Annotated in this window: 14 protein-coding genes; 11 read left to right on the top strand and 3 right to left on the bottom strand. The window is 66.8% G+C overall.

The features are described from left to right. Positions 1-1140 carry a cupin domain-containing protein gene (locus ACWCPQ_RS16290; RefSeq protein ID WP_449899318.1) on the bottom strand — a complete coding sequence of 380 codons (1140 nt, stop codon included), beginning with the start codon at positions 1138-1140 and terminating at the stop codon, positions 1-3. 323 nt (positions 1141-1463) lie between these two features. Between ACWCPQ_RS16290 and ACWCPQ_RS16285 the strand changes: the two genes are divergently transcribed. From ACWCPQ_RS16285 to ACWCPQ_RS16255, 7 genes are all read left to right on the top strand, one after another. Further along, positions 1464-2468 carry a LacI family DNA-binding transcriptional regulator gene (locus tag ACWCPQ_RS16285; RefSeq protein ID WP_449899315.1) on the top strand — a complete coding sequence of 335 codons (1005 nt, stop codon included), beginning with the start codon at positions 1464-1466 and terminating at the stop codon, positions 2466-2468. A gap of 487 nt (positions 2469-2955) precedes the next feature. Further along, a complete protein-coding gene (locus tag ACWCPQ_RS16280; RefSeq protein WP_449899313.1) occupies positions 2956-3867 on the top strand; it encodes a carbohydrate ABC transporter permease in 912 nt (303 codons plus the stop codon). Next, positions 3864-4751 carry a carbohydrate ABC transporter permease gene (locus tag ACWCPQ_RS16275; RefSeq protein WP_449899310.1) on the top strand — a complete coding sequence of 296 codons (888 nt, stop codon included), beginning with the start codon at positions 3864-3866 and terminating at the stop codon, positions 4749-4751. The genes ACWCPQ_RS16280 and ACWCPQ_RS16275 overlap by 4 nt, the downstream gene beginning before the upstream one ends. Beyond that, positions 4748-6136, top strand: coding sequence for an ABC transporter substrate-binding protein (locus tag ACWCPQ_RS16270; RefSeq protein ID WP_449899308.1), 1389 nt, complete (start codon positions 4748-4750; stop codon positions 6134-6136). Before ACWCPQ_RS16275 ends, ACWCPQ_RS16270 begins: the two co-directional genes overlap by 4 nt. Before the next feature lie 36 nt (positions 6137-6172). Further along, positions 6173-7201: an ester cyclase gene (locus ACWCPQ_RS16265; protein WP_449899305.1), complete on the top strand. Its 1029-nt coding sequence runs from the start codon at positions 6173-6175 to the stop codon at positions 7199-7201. A gap of 1 nt (position 7202) precedes the next feature. Further along, positions 7203-8285, top strand: coding sequence for an ABC transporter ATP-binding protein (locus ACWCPQ_RS16260; protein WP_449899302.1), 1083 nt, complete (start codon positions 7203-7205; stop codon positions 8283-8285). Positions 8286-8428: 143 nt separating this feature from the next. After that, entirely contained in the window at positions 8429-9412 is a 984-nt protein-coding gene (locus ACWCPQ_RS16255) for an ester cyclase (RefSeq protein WP_449899299.1), read from the top strand. Here the strand turns inward: ACWCPQ_RS16255 and ACWCPQ_RS16250 are convergent. Together ACWCPQ_RS16250 and ACWCPQ_RS16245 are read right to left on the bottom strand one after the other, a co-directional pair. Continuing rightward, the gene (locus ACWCPQ_RS16250) at positions 9406-10344 is read right to left on the bottom strand and encodes a LysR family transcriptional regulator (RefSeq protein WP_449899296.1); all 939 of its coding nucleotides are present in this window, start codon (positions 10342-10344) and stop codon (positions 9406-9408) included. The two genes, ACWCPQ_RS16255 and ACWCPQ_RS16250, sit on opposite strands and share 7 nt — an antisense overlap. 142 nt (positions 10345-10486) lie before the next feature. Next, complete coding sequence (locus tag ACWCPQ_RS16245; RefSeq protein WP_449899295.1) at positions 10487-11047, bottom strand: hypothetical protein; 561 nt, start codon at positions 11045-11047, stop codon at positions 10487-10489. Positions 11048-11205: 158 nt separating this feature from the next. Here ACWCPQ_RS16245 and hisD point away from each other — a divergent pair, with 158 nt between their 5' ends. The 4 genes from hisD to rph all read left to right on the top strand — a co-directional run bounded on the left by hisD (position 11206) and on the right by rph (position 17713). Further along, positions 11206-12534 carry a histidinol dehydrogenase gene (hisD, locus tag ACWCPQ_RS16240; protein WP_449899292.1) on the top strand — a complete coding sequence of 443 codons (1329 nt, stop codon included), beginning with the start codon at positions 11206-11208 and terminating at the stop codon, positions 12532-12534. Positions 12535-12736: 202 nt separating this feature from the next. Continuing rightward, positions 12737-13918, top strand: coding sequence for an NAD(P)/FAD-dependent oxidoreductase (locus ACWCPQ_RS16235; RefSeq protein ID WP_449899290.1), 1182 nt, complete (start codon positions 12737-12739; stop codon positions 13916-13918). A 106-nt stretch (positions 13919-14024) separates the two neighbouring features. Then, on the top strand, positions 14025-14927 hold the full coding sequence (locus ACWCPQ_RS16230; RefSeq protein ID WP_449899287.1) for an RNA polymerase sigma-70 factor: 903 nt from the start codon (positions 14025-14027) through the stop codon (positions 14925-14927). 167 nt (positions 14928-15094) lie between these two features. Further along, on the top strand, positions 15095-17713 hold the full coding sequence (gene rph, locus ACWCPQ_RS16225) for a rifamycin-inactivating phosphotransferase (RefSeq protein WP_449899285.1): 2619 nt from the start codon (positions 15095-15097) through the stop codon (positions 17711-17713). Positions 17714-17732: the final 19 nt, after the last annotated feature.

The following is a 17732-nucleotide window of genomic DNA, read 5'->3' as shown; positions in this document are numbered from 1 at the left end:
TCAGCGCTTCCGGCGCGGGACCAGCGCGTACGGCGCCAGGTAACCGTTGTGATCGAGGGCGTCACCGGCATCGGCCGCGGCCTTGACCACCTCGTCGTCCCAGGTCAGCCGGACCCGGCCGTCGCCGCTGTTCACCACGAGCAGCAGTGCGGTCTCCTGGCTCACGTTCCGGATCGACCGGTAGGCGCCGGCCGGAACCGAGAGCATGTCCCACGGGCCCAGGCCGACGGTGCGGGCGTCGACCCCGCGGTTGAGCGTGACCTCCCATTCGCCGTCCTTGACCATCAGGACCTGGCGTTCGGAATGCCGATGCGACGAGACTCCGGCGCCCGGTTCGGCGCGCAGCCACGCGATGTTGTGACCGTGCGGGTTGTGGATCCGCGGTACCTGGGCGGCGTCCTCGGTCATGCCGTAACCGATCACCAGCCCGAGTTCGACGCCGCCGCCGGGGAGCGCGGAATCCAGCAGCGCGCGCCGGGACCATTCGATGTTCTCTTGGGTCGCGATCCGCGCCGCCATCTGTTCGACCGTGAACGGCCGCAGGGCGGCGATCTGCTCGTCGCTGATCGGTTCGACCAGTTCGACACCCTCGGGGATCTCGTCACCGGCGACGGTATCGATGAGCTTGTTCTCGGCGCTGAGGTAGAGGCCGTGCCCCTTGGCTTCCTCGAGTACCGACGGTCCCCAGATGATCCCGCCGGTGTCGTCCATGCCGAGGGCGGTGAACAGAATGCCGTCGTCGGGACCGATATTGGTGAAACCGCGGAAGATCCAGGTGGGAATGGAGGCGATCTCACCTTCGCGCAGGACCAGTTCGCCCTGCTCGCCCTGTGCGCCCCAGCGCAGCAGGTATTCGCCCCGGAAGCACAGGAACACCTCTGCGGTGAAATGCAGGTGCAGGTTGTTGGTAACTCCGTTGGGCATCGCGGCGGCACCGATCTGGAACCCGTGCGGCTCGCGGAGATTGACCACCTGACCGGCGCTCTGGCTCACACCGCGCCCGATCATCGAGTAGTTCTCCTTGCGGTCCGAGCCCGGCGTGCGGCAGTCGATGAACGCTTGGTTGCAGGACACGAAGTCGGTGCGTCGGATGGTGTACCGGGCAAGGTCGGCGGCGGTGACGGTGACTTCGGGAGACATCTGACCTCTTCTGTTCACGGTGGGCGCTCGGCACAGCGGCGGCGCAACCACGCGGACGGTAAGCGTGCAACAAGACGATGATTTATACGTATGCATCGTGCCGGAACAGCAACATCGTGTCAATGCCCCGCCGGCCGCTCCTCGGCCTACACCCCGATTTCGCCGATCAATCGGGGTATTCACCACTCACTGAAGGCCGAAGCAGACAGTCGGAAGCAGCCACCGGCGCACGAATCCGCATCGACTAAGATTCGTATTCACCACACCGGAACGGTTCCGGACCGGACGCCACCCCGGCGACCGCGCACCGACCAGGGAGACCCATGCCGATCACGAGTCGCGATGTCGCACGACTGGCGGGCGTATCGCAGCCGACGGTCTCACGCGCGCTGCGCGGTGATCCCCGGGTCGCCGCGGAGACCCGCGCCCGGGTACAGGAGGCCGTGGCAGCGCTCGGCTACGTCCCCAGCGAAGCCGGCCGCAGCCTGGTGACGCGCCGGACGAAACGGATCGGCATCGTGGTCAGCGATCTGACCAACCCGTTCTACCCGCACCTGATCGGCCCGCTGCACGATGAACTCGAACAGCACTCCTACCGGATGATGGTCTTCACCGAGCGCTCGGACAACCAGGTCCCCCTGGAACAACTGGTCGACGGCTCCATCGACGGCGCGGTCCTGCTGACCAGCAATACCGACTCCCTGCTCCCCGGCGAGCTGCAGCGCCGCCGGATGCCGTTCGTCTTCCTGAACCGCGAGAGCACCCCGCACACCGCCGATGCGGCGGTCGTGGACAACGAACTCGGCGGCCGGCTGGCCGCCACCCATCTCACCGATCTCGGGCACCGGCGGATCGCCGGAATCTTCGGACCCGGCACCACCAGCACCGGACGCGATCGGGAGCTCGGATTCCGTGCCGCACTGGCCGAGGCCGGGATCGCGCTGCCGAGCGTGCTCACCCGCCGGGGCCCTTTCGAGTTCGAAACCGGTTACCGGGCGATGCTCGAACTACTCGACGCCGACCCCCGCCCCACGGCAGTGTTCTGCGGTAACGACGTGGTGGCGATCGGGGCGCTCAACGCGGCCCTGGCCAGGGGCGTTAGCATCCCTGCGGACATCGGGATCATCGGTTTCGACAATATCCCGATGGCCGAGTGGGAGGCCTTCCGCCTGACCACGGTCGGTCACGACCTCGACGCGATGGCCGCGGCGGCCGCGCGCCTGCTCGTCGAACGTGTGGAAAAAAAGAACAGCGACGACGGGCCACGACGCATCGTCATGACACCACAGTTGATCGAACGCGCCACCGTCGCCGCGCCGCGCGCATAGGACGAACCGCGCTACCGCGCGGATGAGCGAAGTGCGCGAATCCGTGCGCCGCGAAGGGCGTGGCGCAGCGGCGCCCCACCGGACAGTGGTCGCGCGATCCATCTACCGGACCCGAGCCGCACCACCGACGGGATCCCGCTCCCAGAACTGCATACGTATCCTGACCACGCGAGACCGGCTCACCGACTCCGTAGCCGCCAGGAAATAGTTCCGGTCTATGCACTTCATGAGGGCGTAACACCCGGAGCTACCAACGGACACTTCGGACCTCACCGATCCGAAGAGACCTCTTGTCATTCTCGAATACATACGCATACACTCACCGGACACTGAGAGCCGCGTTACACCCCGCCGCCTCACCCTCCCTCTCCCCCGTCCTGTGGGATCACAATCCGAAGGAGTTCAGAGTGAAGCCGAGCCGCCCCCACCGGGCCGAGCCACTCGCCGACCCCGGCGCGCCGACCTCCTGCCGCTCGCGAGCCCGGCGATGACGGCCACCGCCGCGCGCCGCGGCCACTCCGCCTGGCGCCGCATCGGCGTGCCCTACGCACACCTCGCGCCCGCGCTGGTGGCCATCGTTCTCACGACGATCTACCCCCTGGGCGTGGCGCTGGTGAACAGCTTCCGCCACTGGCGGGTGAACGAGACCCGCGAACCCCAGCAGTTCGTCGGCTTCGCGCAGTACACCAAGGCGCTGACCGACGACACGTTCCACAACGCCGTCTGGGTGACGCTGCTCTTCACCATCATGTCGGTGGCACTGTCGGTCGGCCTGGGCCTGGTCATGGCACTGATCCTGAACAAGGCGACGTGGCTGAACGGCCTCACCAAGGCATTGCTCATCCTGCCGTTCGCCATCGCCCCCGCGCTCAAGGGCTACTCGTGGCGGTTCATGTTCAACCCCGACTACGGCATCTACGACGATATGCTCGACAAACTGCTGCCGTTCACCCGCGATATCAACTGGCTCGGTGAACCGTTCTGGGCCCTGGTCGTGGTGACGCTGAGCGAGATCTGGGGCTGGGCCCCGCTCATCGCGCTGATGTTCCTCGGCGGCCTCGGCTCCATCTCACCGGAGATCCGCGATGCCGCCCGCGTCGACGGCGCGAACGCCTGGCAGGAGTTCTGGCGGATCAAGTTCCCGCTGCTACGGCCGCTGATCCTGATCGTGGTGTTCCTCAAGGCCGTGTGGTCGGTGAAGATGTTCGACCAGGTCGTCACCACCACCGGCGGCGGACCGGGCCGGGCCACCGAAACCCTCAACTTCTTCGCCTACGAACAGGGCTTCACCTTCCTCGATATCGGCTACGCCTCGGCCGTCTCGTGGATCCTGGTCGTCGTGCTGGGCGTGCTCGCCACCGGATACCTGATCCTCATGGGTCGGCAGGAGAAGAAATGACCGACACACTCGAATCCGTCACCGCCACCGCGGCACCGGCCCGGAACGCGGCCCGGCGGGGACCGTCACTGCTGGGCCGGGCGGGCAGCCTGCTGCGCCTGCTCGGCACGCTGGCCATCTTGTTCTTCGTGATGTTCCCGATTCTGTGGCTCACCCTCACCGCGTTCAAACCGGACCGCGAGGTGTTCTCCACCTCGGTGCTGTTCCGGCCCTCGCTCGACAATTTCCGGGCCATCATCGGCGGCCCGAACGATCTGGTCCATCCGATGTGGAACAGCATCATCGTGGCCGTGGTGACGACAGTGATCGCGGTACCGCTGTCGATGCTCGCCGCCTACGGTTTCTCCCGGTACAAGTTCCCGGGTGCCAAACCGATCCTGCTGGGTATCGTCGCGACCCAGTTCATTCCCGGCGTCGCCATCGCACTGCCCTTCCTCACCATGTACCGCGACCTGGGCCTGCTCGACACCCACCTCGCGCTGATCATCACCAACCTGGCGATCGTGGTCCCCTACAACACCTGGTTGCTCAAGGGGTTCGTGGACGGTCTGCCGATCGAGGTCGAGGAGGCCGGCCGATTGGACGGCTGCGGGCAGCTGACCCTGCTGTGGCGGGTGGTCACCCCGCTGGCCGCGCCCGGGATCTTCGTCGGCGTGGTGTTCTCGTTCCTGCTGGCCTGGAACGAATTCCTTTTCCCCACCTTCCTGGCCCGGAGCAACGCGGTCACCCTGCCGGTCTCGCTGATGACACTCGACCAGCCCGACGGGGTGCTGTGGGGCCAGATGGCAGCGGCCGGCCTGCTGGTGATGGTGCCGATGATCGTCCTGGCGACACTGGTGCGCAAGCACTTCGCGCAGGGCATGACCCTGGGAGCAGTCAAGTGAAGACGCTGTCCGGACGACCGGAACATACGAGACGTAAACGCGGCATTCTCGCCCTGGTCTTCGCGACCGTGGTGGCGGTACTGGCCGGCGGCTGCACCAGTGCGCCGGAGACCAAGAGCCTGATGGATCAGGTGGCGCAGGCGCCGGTGGGGCCCGACGGCCTGCTCGACGGGAAACCCTACGACGGCACCACCATCCGCCTGCTCACCTGCTGTGCGACGGTGCCCCAGTTCGCCGCCCTGCATCAGCGCACCGCGGAATTCACCGAGCGCACCGGTATCCGGGTCGAATGGTCGAATATCCCCTACGCGGCGTACCTGCAGAAGATCGTGGCCGAGAGCGCCATCGGCGGCGGTACCTACGATGCGCTGATCTGGCCGGACGCCTGGGGACCGTCGCTGAAGATCGGCGTCCAGCCGTTGAACGAGGTCATGGCCGCGCACGGCGTGACCATGGACGATTTCTCCGGACCGTTCAAGGAGGCCGCTGCCGCCGGCGAGCCGGATACCACCTACGGGATGCCCATGCGCGGCTTCTCCTACAACCTCTTCTACCGCAAGGACATCTACGCGAAGCTGGGTTTGACACCGCCCACGACCTGGGACGAATACTACCGCCAACTGGAAACGATCAAGAGGGCCCGGCCGGAGTATCCGGTGGCCGGTCAGTTCAACCGGCGCAACGGCCAGAACCTGAACACCTGGCTGTCCATGCTGTGGAGCAACGGCGCGGAACTGCTCGACGAGAACGGCGAACCGGCGTTCGACAGCCCGGCGGGAATCGCGGCGACCGAGAAGTACCTGGAGTCCTTCCGCACCGGCTACAGCCCACCGGAATCCTCGAACTGGGGTGAGCTGGAATCCACCAAGGCATTCCAGAACGGCGATGCCGCTACCGTGTTCACCTGGTCCTGGCATCTGGAGGACTTCGTCAACCCCACCAAAGCCGCACCGGAACTCACCGGGAACGTGGGCGTGGCGCCGGTGCCGGGATTCCCCGGCCACGAAGCGCAGAGCTACGCCTATACCTGGCTGGCCGGGGTGATGAACACCTCGAGTAATCAGGGCGCGGCCTGGGAGTACGTGAAGTGGATGGCGAACGCGTCCACCGAACGCGCCATTGCCCTCGACAAATCGTCGCCGGCCACGAACACCGGTATCACCGTGCACGATTCGAACATGCTCGATCCCGAGGTCGACGCCGCCAACAACGGTCTGCCCGGATTGCAGTACGAAGCACTCCAGTCCGCCCGCGCGATCCCGATGGACCTCGACTGGCCCCGGATCATGGACGTCCTCGCCGTGGCCGTCAGCAATATGGCCAACGGTGCCGATGTGCGCGCGCAGCTCACCGACGCCGCGCGCCGGATCCACGATCTCGACTGAGCGACCAGCCCTCGCCTCCACCCGAAGGACGAATGTATGACTTTGCAGGACAAGGCCTTTCTGCCCTACTCCGATCCGGAGGAGTTCATCGTCGAATGGACCGACCGTATCTGGGTACAGCGCGGAGTCGGGCTGATCAGGCAGAACTACGCGCCCGACGCGATCGTGCACGGCGCGTACGGCACCGGCGTCGGCGTCGAGCCGGTGGTCGCCTCCACGCTGGCCAAGATCAGCGCCTTCCCCGACCGGGTCGGCCAGGCCGAGGACGTGGTGTGGGAGGCCCGCGGTGACGACGCGTTCCTGAGTTCGCATCGCATCTTCAGCAGCGGGACGAACGCCAAGCATTCCGTCTACGGGCCGCCCACACATCGCCGGTTCTCGCACCGCACCATCGCCAACTGCCTCTACCGCAACGGCGTGATGGAAGAGGAATGGGTGATCCGCGATGAACTCGCGGTCGTCCAGGACCTCGGCCTCGACCCGTTCGAGGTCGCCCGGACCCTCGCGTTCCGCGGTTTCACCGGTTCGGCGACCCGCGAACAGCCCGTCGAACCGCTCGCCGCCGGTGATTCGGGCGCCCGGCCCGATACCCACCGGGAGGAATGCGCCTTCGTCCTGGATATGTTCGATACGGTGCTCGGCCAGGGGATGTTCCAGCGCATCACCGATTACATCGCACGCGATATCACCTGCCACACCGTCGGCAACCGCACCCTCACCCGGCCGCGCAACTACCAGGAATCCTGGATGGACGTACTCGCGCCCTTCCCCGACGCGCGGATCGAGGTCCGCGATGTCGTGGCCAACGATTCGGCTCCGCACGGCGGCCTGCGGGTGGGTGTCGTGTGGTGGCTCACCGGCACCTACTCCGGGCTCCCGGTCTTCGGGCCGGTCACCGGGTCCCGGGTCGAGATCCTCGGATCCTCACAATTCCTGCTGCGCGACGGCCACATCGTGCAGGAGTGGCGGGTCTACGACCAACTCGCTGTCCTGGCCCAGATCGCCCACGCCCGGGGCGACGAACCCTCGGGTCCGGCGGGCGAATCCGCTTCGGAAAGGCATTGATATGGCAGAAGTCAGTTACCAGAGGGCGACCCGCCGTTACGCCGGGTCCGATACCGCCGCCGTCGACAGCCTGGATCTGGAGATCGCCGACGGCGAATTCCTCGTCCTCGTCGGTCCGTCGGGATCGGGTAAGACCACCGCGCTGCGCATGCTGGCCGGGCTCGAGGACGTCGACGAGGGGTCGATCTCCATCGGCACCCGTGATGTGACCTTCGTGGCGCCGAAGGAACGCGATATCGCCATGGTGTTCCAGTCCTACGCGCTCTACCCGCATATGACCGTCGGCGACAATATGGGTTTCGCCTTGAAACTCAAGGGTGTGGCCAAGGAGACCGTCCGGCAGAAGGTCGCGGACGCGGCGAAGATGCTGGACCTCACCCCCTATCTCGACCGCAAACCCAAGGCTCTCTCGGGCGGCCAGCGGCAGCGGGTGGCGATGGGACGGGCGATCGTTCGCGATCCCGCGGTGTTCCTGATGGACGAGCCGCTGTCGAACCTCGACGCCAAACTACGGGTCGAGACCCGCGCCAATATCGCCTCGCTGCAGCAGCGGCTGGCGACCACCACCGTCTACGTCACCCACGACCAGGTGGAGGCGATGACGATGGGACATCGGGTCGCGGTATTGAAAGACGGTGTACTGCAACAGGTCGCGACTCCCCGCGAGCTGTACGACCGGCCGGCCAATGCTTTCGTGGCGGGTTTCATCGGTTCGCCCGGAATGAATCTCACCACCCTGAATGTCTCCGGCGACGGGGTGGAGATCGGTGAGTGCACCGTTCCGGTCGCGCGGGCGGCGGTCTCGGATCTGCGGGAAATCGTCTGCGGCATCCGGCCGGAGACGCTGCGGTTGATCGGCGAAGCAGACGAGGGCTTCGCCGTCACCGTGGAACTGGTGGAGGAACTGGGCGCGGATGCGTATGTCCACGGCACGGTTCTGAGCCCCTCCGGCGCGCACCGCGTGAACGTCCGGGTCGACGGCCGCACGCCGCCGCGGATCGGGCAGACGGTGCGGGTGGGTCTGCGCAGCCATGAGGAAGTGCATCTGTTCCATCCGGAGACGGGCGCCCGACTGGCCGCCTGAGCTGCGTTTTTTCGGAGGCGCCGACCGGGCGAAGGTCCGGTCGGCGCCTCGTGTTCGTTCGCGGCGTCGGCGCCGGAACGTCCCGGTAAAACTCGCCCCGCGCCGACTTCCCTACCCCTGAATACGTATGTATTGTGAAGGTCATGCCACTCGATCCGATTGCTTATCAGCCCTATGCCGACCCCGACGACTTCATCCGTGAGGTCACCGATCACATCTGGATCGAGCGCGCGATCGGCCATATCAACGACAACTACGAGCCGGATTCGATCGTGCACGGCGTATACGGCACCTCCACCACCGCGCGTGAGGTGATCGAGGGAACGCTGATGCGGATCTCCACCACCCCGAACCGGGTGGGCCAGGCCGAGGACATCGTCTGGGAAGCGCGCGGCGACGACGCATTCATGAGTTCCCACCTGGTACTCGGCACCGACCGGGAGAACCTGGAGTACCGCAGCCGCAATATCGCCAATTGCCTGTACCGCCGCGGCCGCATGGTGGAGGAATGGGTCGTGCGTGACGCCCTGTCGGTGGCGCGCCAGCTCGGCCGGGATCCCGACGAGCTCGCCCGGCGTCAGGCCTTCCGCGGTTACAGCGGCTCCATGGCCGGCCCGGCTCCCGCCGATGTGATCACCGAAGGTGGCAGCGGTCCCCGCCCGGACGATTTCCGGCCCGAGGTGGAGATGGTGCTCGACTTCATCGAGTCGGTCTGGAACAACCGCGAACTCGAGCGCGTGGAACAGTTCTGGATTCGCGACCTCTGGCTCCACACCATCGACGACCGCACCATCGCCCGCCCCGAGGGGTATCGCCGCGCACTCATGCGGATGTTGCGGCCGTTCCCGGGCGGCACCTTCGATATCCGCGATGTCGCGGCCAACGACTCACCCCGCTACGGGGGCTTGCGTATCGCGGTGACCTGGAAGTTCACCGGAAAATACGACGGAATCGCCGATTACGGACCGCTCACCGGTTCCCCGGTGGAGATCCTCGGCATCTCCCAGTTCCTGGTGCAGTCCGGGAAGATCGTCAAAGAGACCCGGATCTACGACGATATCGCCACCCGCTCGCAGATCTACGCCCATCGCGGCGACGAGCCGTACGTGAGCCAGAACATCTACTGATCACCGTCCGGGTCGCCGGCGCGTTCCGCGGCGGCGACCCGGTTGCGCAACAACATCTGCTGCGCCATCCGCGCCAGCTCCCGCGTCGCCGGCGACAACACCCCCGACTCCCGCTGCACCAGCGCGATGGTGTCGTACAGCGGCGGGTCGAAACTCACCACCCGCACCTCCGGCGGGCACGCCGAACTCATGGCGACCGCACGGGAGACGATCGTGTCCCCTATCCCCCGGCGGACCAGTCCGAGCGCCGATTCCACCTGCTCCACCTCGATGAGCGGTTCGATCTTCAGCCCGGTGAGCTGGGCCCGTTCGGCCAACTGCCGCCGGGTCGGCTCCTTCCATCCGTAATGCGCGTCGTAGAGGATCACCGTGGAATGCGCGAACCGCTCGATGGTGACCGCGCTCGCCACTCGCTCCGGCGAGGTGGAGGCGTAGAGCACTTCGTCGCGCACCAGTGGAGTCACGCGCAGCCCGTCCGCGTCGATGGGCAGCACCACGAGCCCGGCCTCGAGCCGCCCCTCGGCGACTTCCGCCGCGACTTCCACCGAGTTCATCCCGACCAGCCGGATCCGCACCTCCGGGAACTGGTGGTGGAACTCCTCCGCCAGATCCGACAGCAGATAGTACGAGGCATTGCGGAGTACCCCGAAGGTAGCGACCCCGCCGGTCAGCGAGCGCACCGATTTCAGCGCTTGCACGCCGCTATCGGCCGAGGCCAGCGACTGTTCGGCATGGGGCAGCAACGCGACCCCGGCAGCGGTCAGCACCAGCTTGCGCCCCCCACGCACGAACAGGGTGGTCCCGTACTCGTCCTCGAGGGTCCGGACGAGTTCGGAGACCGAGGCCTGGGCGATTCCCATCGATCGGGCGGCGGCGGTGAAGGTACCGGTACGGGCCGTGACCAGAAATGCGCGCAGCTGCCGAAGAGTCACAGGATGATCCTATGCGAGGGCTCGTCCCGATCGGGTTTGCCCGTATTCCGGCGGGCGTGGGCTCGGTATCGCCGGATCGCGAAGGACGTTTCACTGAAGCCGCGACCACTGCGCACCGGCCTCCACCGCCGGGCGGATCTCGTCACGAGTGCGCGGCGGACAGTGCGGCGGCACGAGAGCGGACCCGTGCCACGTACCACAGGGTGAAAACAGCCGGTACACCGAAGATGAGGAGATGCACGCCGGTGAGTACCCCGGCGCCCGCGTGCGCGAGGAGAGCCAGGACGAGACAGCCGGTGGCGAAACTCGCCGCCCAGACCCCGGTGAGCAAGTATCCGGTGCGGATGAACAGAGGTTGTTCCCAGAGCTCTCGTGGCGTGGACTGTTTGGCGATACCGAGAGTGAACGGCGCACGCAGGACCAGCGACGCTACCGCGATCACGGCAAGTGCCCCGTTGGCAAGGGCAGGCGCATAGGCGTGGAGCGGGGTGTCCGGGTGAGTGAAGGCCAGGACGCTCAGGGCGCTGAAATACACCAGTGAACCGATCTCGATTATCAGTCCGTCCACGCTGTACCGGGCACGCAGCCGAAGGACCAACTCGGCCAACGCGATCGCCGCGGCGGTGAGAGCGGCCCACTGCCAGTGCGCGGACGGAACGGCGGCATAGACGATCCAGGGGGCGAAGGCGCGTAGGAAATTCAAGGCGGTGAGCTCCTCGATACAACAAGAGAACGACTAGTCGGTTTCGACGAGTCGACGCTACCGGCCTGCCACCTCCGACAATACAAAGGGTTTACCTGCGAAATCTGCAGGACTCAATAGGCTTGTCCATTGACAACCGGCCCCATACCGTCGAAGCCATGAAGTTCACCCCCGCCCGCCTCGCCGAACTCGAAGGCTCCTTCCAGATCCTCAAGCACCCCGGCCTGGACCGCCCGGCCGCACAGCGCGATCCGAAAGTCATCGCCACCGTGTCGGAGATGCTGTCCACGATCGAGAAGGGCGGCCTGGACGCGGTGCTGTCCTACGCCCGCACCCTCGACGGGTTCGAATCCACCCAGGTCGAACTGGGCTCGGCCGAATTGGCGCGCTCCGGGGACTCACTGTCTCCGGAACTGCGGGCGGCCCTGGAACTGGGACACGAGCGCACCGGCGCGTTTGCCCGCGAAACCCGTTCGCATCTGGTGGATTTCGAAACCCAGCTCGCTCCCGGCCTCACCACCGGCGTGCGCTACATACCCCTGTCCCGAGTGGGCGCCTACGTTCCGGCCGGTCGTTTCCCACTGCTCGCCGGCGCGTTCATGACCGTCGGGGTCGCCAAGGTCGCCGGGGTGCCGACCGTGCTCGCCTGCACTCCCCCACGCCGCGACGGCACCGCCGACCCCGCCGTCCTGTACTCCTGCTATCTATCCGGCGCCGATCGCGTCTATGTCCTCGGCGGCGTCCAGGCACTTGCCGCGATGGCATTCGGACTGGTCGGTGAGCCTGCTGTCGATATGCTCGTCGGCGCGGGCAACGCTTATGTGGCCGAGGCCAAACGGCAGCTCTTCGGAAAGGTCGCCATCGACCTGCTGGCCGGCCCGTCGGAGGTCGCGGTGATCGCCGACGAGACCGCCGACCCGGCCACCGTCGCCGCCGATCTCCTCGGCCAGGCCGAACACGGAACCGAGTCCCCCGCTGCCCTGGTCACCACCTCGCGGCAGCTCGGCGAAGCGGTGATCGCCGAGGCCGACCGGCAGCTGGAAACACTGAAGACCCGCGATATCGCCGGACCGGCCTGGCGCGACTACGGTTCGGTGACCTGGGCCAAGGATGCCGCGACCGCCGCCGCGCTGATGGACGATCTGGCACCGGAACACCTGGAGATCCAGACCGCAGACGACGAGTACTACCACAACACCCTGCACAACTACGGCTCGATCTTCCTGGGCCGATGGAGCACCGTGGCGTATTCCGACAAGGGCATGGCCGGTACGAATCATGTGCTGCCCACCGCCGGTGGCGCGAAACACAGTGCGGGACTGTCGGTTTCCCGTTTCCTCAAACCGCTGACCTACCAGCGCGTCGAACGCTGCGCCACCCCCGAAGCAGCCGGCGCCGTGGAAACCATCTCGCAGTACGAAGGTATGGCCGCCCACGAGGCGACCGCGACCATCCGCCTCGACGCCTACCGGACCGACGAGGCCTGAGCGATGCGTGGGGGCCACCGGCCCACCACGGCCGCAGCCGGGGATGCTTCCACTCGACCGGGTGGAAGCATCCCCGTTTCCGTATGCCTGGGAAATCAGCAGGTCAGGTCATAGTGATTCAGATCACATAGAGGTGCTGTCACGTTCGACGCGGCTGCTCTGTCCAATGCTCGACCACAACGCCGAGACCGCGGAGAACGCCATGAACACCACCGCAACCCACCACATCGTCATCCTGGGCGCCGGCTACACCGGCATGCTCGCGACCGAGCGGCTGGCCCACCGCACCCGCAAGACTAAGGTGCGGATCACGCTGGTCAACCCGGCGGACCGCTTCACCGAACGGCTGCGTATGCACCAGATCGCCGCCGGGCAATCCCTGGCCGACCACCGGATCCCCGACCTGCTCGACGGGACCGGAGTCGATTTCCACCGGGCGGCGGCCACCGCCATCGACCCGGTCGCCCACCGGGTGATGCTCGACAGCGGCCGCGTTCTGGCCTACGACACCCTGGTCTATGCACTCGGCAGCAGCACCGACACCACACGGGTGCCCGGCACCGCCGACCACGCCTGGACGCTGAACGATCCGCGCCGCGCCCGGCACTTCTCCCGGCGCCTGACCGAACTCGCGCACGCCGGCGGCACCGTCACCGTCGTCGGTGGTGGGCTCACCGGTATCGAGGCGGCCACCGAGATCGCCGAAAGCCACCCGGAACTCGACGTCACCCTGATCGCGTCGGCCGAACCCGGGGCGATGATGGGTGCGCGGGCCCGCGCCCATCTGAACCGGGCACTGGATCGGCTCGGCATAGTCCGCAAGGTCGGTGCGCAGGTGACGAAGGTGCTGCCCGGCGGCGTCCGGCTGGCCGACGGCGAGGTGGTGCCGTCCGATCTCACTCTGTGGACGGCCGGCGTACAGGTTCCCGCGCTGGCGGCGGAGTCCGGGATCGCCACCGACGCACAGGGTGCGGTGATCACCGATTCCACGCTGCGGTCGGTGTCGCATCCCGATATCTACGCGATCGGTGACGCGGCGGCGGTGGAGATGGCCTGGGGCCGGATCCACGGCACCTGCCAGAGTGGCCTGCCCACGGCCACCTATGTGGCCGACGCAGTCACCCGGCGACTGCGGAACAAGAAGGTGGCGCCCTTCCGGTTCGGCTATTTCCACCAGCCGGTGAGTCTGGGCCGCCGCGACGCCGTCATCCAGTTCACCCACGCCGACGACAGCCCGCGGCGCTGGTATCTGAAGGGCCGCGCCGCGGTGTTCTACAAGGAGAGCGTGAGCGGTAGCCCGGTGCCGGTGCTGCGGCTGAGCAAGAAGATGAACGTCTCGGTGACCCTGTCCAAGGGCGGTCGCGCGACCCGGAAGGCAGTATGACCACGGGTGGAATCACGGACGCAGCCACCGACCCGTGTCCGCATACCTGTCGCAGCGGGTGAGCGGGCAGCCGAACGAAACACCTGCGCACGGAAAGCCTGAGCTCATGCCACACGACACGGACGACACCGACCCGGCGCCGGCCGGCGCCGACCCCTTCCACGAACACCGGGGCCTGCTGTTCGGCACCGCCTATCGGATGCTGGGCAGTGTCGCCGATACCGAGGACGTCCTCCAGGACGCCTGGCTGAAATGGCACGATATCGACCCCGATACGGTGGCCCACCCGAAGGCCTACCTGGTGCGCACCGTGACCAACTTGTCGCTGAACCGGCTCACCCGGGCTGCCGCCACTCGCGAAACCTACCTCGGCCCGTGGCTTCCCGAACCCGTGCTCACAGCACCGAACGCCGCCGAGGAGTCCGAAATGGCCGACACCGTCTCGACCGCAATGCTGGTCGTACTGGAAACCCTGAGCCCCATCGAACGCGCGGTTTTCGTACTTCGCGAGGTGTTCGGGTACTCCCACGCCGAGATCGCCGGATACATCGACAAACCCGAGCCCACCGTTCGCCAGATCGCCCACCGTGCCCGCGATCACGTCCGGTCCCGGCGGCCGCGACACGATTCCGACTCCACCGGACGCCGCCGGATCACCGAACAGTTCCTGGACGCCGCCCACGGCGGCGACGTCAACGCGCTGATGGAACTGCTCGCCCCGGACGTGACGCTCTGGAACGACGGCGGCGGCAAGGTCACCGCCGCCCGCCGGCCGCTACACGGCCCGGACCATATCGCGCGCTGGCTGCTCGGCGTCATGGCGAAACCCGGCTCGGCGGGGACGCGACTGGAACCGGCCACGATCAACGGCGAACTCGGCCTGCTGGTCGTCCTCGGCGAGCACCCGGTGGGTGCCATGACCTACGACCTGCTGGACGGCCGTATTCACCACCTCCGGTTCCAGGTCAATCCCGACAAACTCCGTGGCCTGCGAACATGGAGCGAGTGATCGGTGACCGGACAGGGCAGATTCACACCTGGGAGTTCGACGACCGAACGGCTGTGGTGACTCCCCATCCCCCTTTCAGGTTATACAGGATTCGTGGCCCTCATGAGAAACCGGATCGTGGTCCATAATCGCCGCGGTACGCAGAAACCACAGGTGAGGAGCGGTGAATGGGTTACGTGCTGGGCTTCCAGGAGATCGACCGCACCCAGGTCGCGGTCGTCGGCGGCAAGGGCGCGAACCTCGGGGAGCTGTCGCGGATCGAGGGTGTCCGGGTGCCGGACGGATTCTGCGTGACGACCGCGGCCTTTCGGCAGGTCGTGGCCGGTACACCGGTGATCGACGAGTTGATCGGACAGCTGTCGCGGATCGATCCGGAAGACCGGGAGTCGATTCGGGTGCTGAGCGCGGCGATACGGGAGGCGATCGAAGCATCGGCCCTCCCCGGCGATATCGCGGCGGAGATCGCCGGGTCGATCGCCGGACTCGGTTCCCACCACGCCTACGCCGTCCGGTCCAGCGCGACGGCCGAAGATCTGCCGAACGCGTCCTTCGCCGGGCAGCAGGACACCTATCTGAATATCGTCGGGCCGGCGGCGGTGCTGCGGCACATCGGCCGGTGCTGGGGTTCGCTGTTCACCGAACGGGCCGTCACCTACCGGCTGCACAACGGCTTCGAACACCGGAAGGTGCAGATGGCGGTGGTGGTGCAGCAGATGGTGTTCCCGGAGGCGGCCGGGATCTTGGTCACCGCCGACCCGGTCACGTCCAACCGGAAGGTGGTCTCCGTCGACGCCGGCTTCGGACTCGGCGAGGCCTTGGTCTCCGGTCTGGTGAACGCGGACGTCTACAAGGTGCGCGACAGCGTGATCATCGACCGGACCGTCGCCACCAAGCGGGTCGCGGTCGCGCCCGCGCCGGCGGGCGGCACGTTCGTTCAGGAGATCGAGGACCAACGACAGAACCAGCAGGTGCTCACCGATGCGCAGATCGTGGACCTCGCGGACCTGGGCCGCGGCATCGAAGCGCATTTCGGCAGCCCGCAGGACATCGAATGGTGTCTGGCCGACGACGAATTCCGTATTGTGCAGAGCCGGCCGATCACCACGCTGTTCCCGATTCCCGAGGCCGCCGACGACGCGAACCGCGTCTACGTCTCCGTCGGCCACCAGCAGATGATGACCGACCCCATGAAACCGCTGGGCATCTCGATATGGCAGCTGACCAGCCGGGCGCCCATGCGGCACGCCGGTGGCCGGCTGTTCATCGACGTCACCGAACGGCTGGCATCGCCGACGGCCCGGCGGACCATGATCGAGGCACTCGGGAAATCCGATCCGCTCATCGGAGACGCGTTGCGGACCGTCGCCGAACGGGACGATATCGTGCGGACAGAACCGGAGGCGGCGGCCGCCGCCGTACCGGAGGCCGGTGCCGCCCCCGGCCCGACCGAAATAGATCCGGCAGTCGTCACCGAACTGATCGCGGACAACCAGGCCTCCGTCGAGGCTCTGAAGCGCGATATCGAGACCAGATCCGGACCGGAACTGCTCGACTTCATCCACACCGATATCCAGGAGATGCAGCGACTCCTGTTCGACCCGCGCAGCTACCGAGCGATCGTAGCGAGTATCGACGCCGCCTTCTGGCTCGACGACCACCTCGGGGAATGGCTGGGCGAGAAGAACAACGCGGCCGATACGCTAGCCCAATCGGTTCCGCACAATGTGACCTCGGAGATGGGTCTCGCACTGCTGGACGTCGCCGATGTGATCCGGCCGTACCCGGAGGTGGTCACTTTTCTGCGGCAGGTCGAAGAGGCGGGTTACGAGGGCCGGGATTTCCTCGACGAGCTGGTGCGGGTGCCGGGCGGCCGCGAGGCGCAGGCCGCTATCGAGTCCTATCTCGACCGGTACGGTATGCGCTGCGCCGGCGAGATCGACCTCACGCGACCGCGCTGGAGCGAACGTCCCGCCGCACTCGTGCCGACGATCCTGGGCAATATCAAGAGTTTCGAGCCGGGTGCGGCCGAACGGCGTTTCGAGGACGGCCGCCGCGAAGCCGGGCAGAAGGAAGCGGACCTGCTGACGCGTCTGCGCGCCCTACCGGACGGAGAGCGGAAAGCCCGCGAAACCGCGCGCATGATCGAGCAGCTCCGCACCTTTTCGGGATACCGGGAGTATCCGAAGTACGGCATGGTCAGCAGGTATTTCATCTACAAGCAGGCACTGTTGCGCGAGGCCGAGCGTCTCGTCCGGGGCCGGGTGCTGCGCCGGCCCGACGACATCTTCTATCTGACCTTCGATGAGCTGGCCCGGCTGGTGCGCACCCAGCAGTCCTGTGACCAGCTCATCAGCGAGAGACGGGAAGCTTTCCGCACCTACCGAGCGCTGACACCGCCGCGGGTGATCACCTCCGACGGCGAGACCTTCGCCGGAGCGTATCGACGCGCGGACCTACCGGCCGGGGCGCTGGCCGGTATGGCGGTGTCCAGTGGGATCGTGGAAGGGCGGGCCCGGGTCGTCTCGGATATGGCGCGCGCCGACCTCGAACCGGGCGACATTCTGGTCACCGCCTATACCGATCCGAGCTGGACACCCTTGTTCGTGGCGATCACGGGCCTGATCACCGAAGTGGGTGGACTGATGACCCACGGCGCGGTGATCGCGCGGGAGTACGGCCTGCCCGCCGTGGTGGGCGTGGAGCAGGCCACCCGGCTGATCCGTGACGGGCAGCGGATCCGGGTGAACGGGACGGACGGGTACATCGAGGTCCTGTCCGACGAATGAGGCCCGCGGAGCGGTCGCG

The sequence above is a fragment of the Nocardia sp. NPDC001965 genome (genome assembly GCF_053594175.1).
The sequence above is the reverse complement of the archived record's forward strand: the minus strand, read 5'-3'. Positions and strand labels throughout refer to the sequence as shown.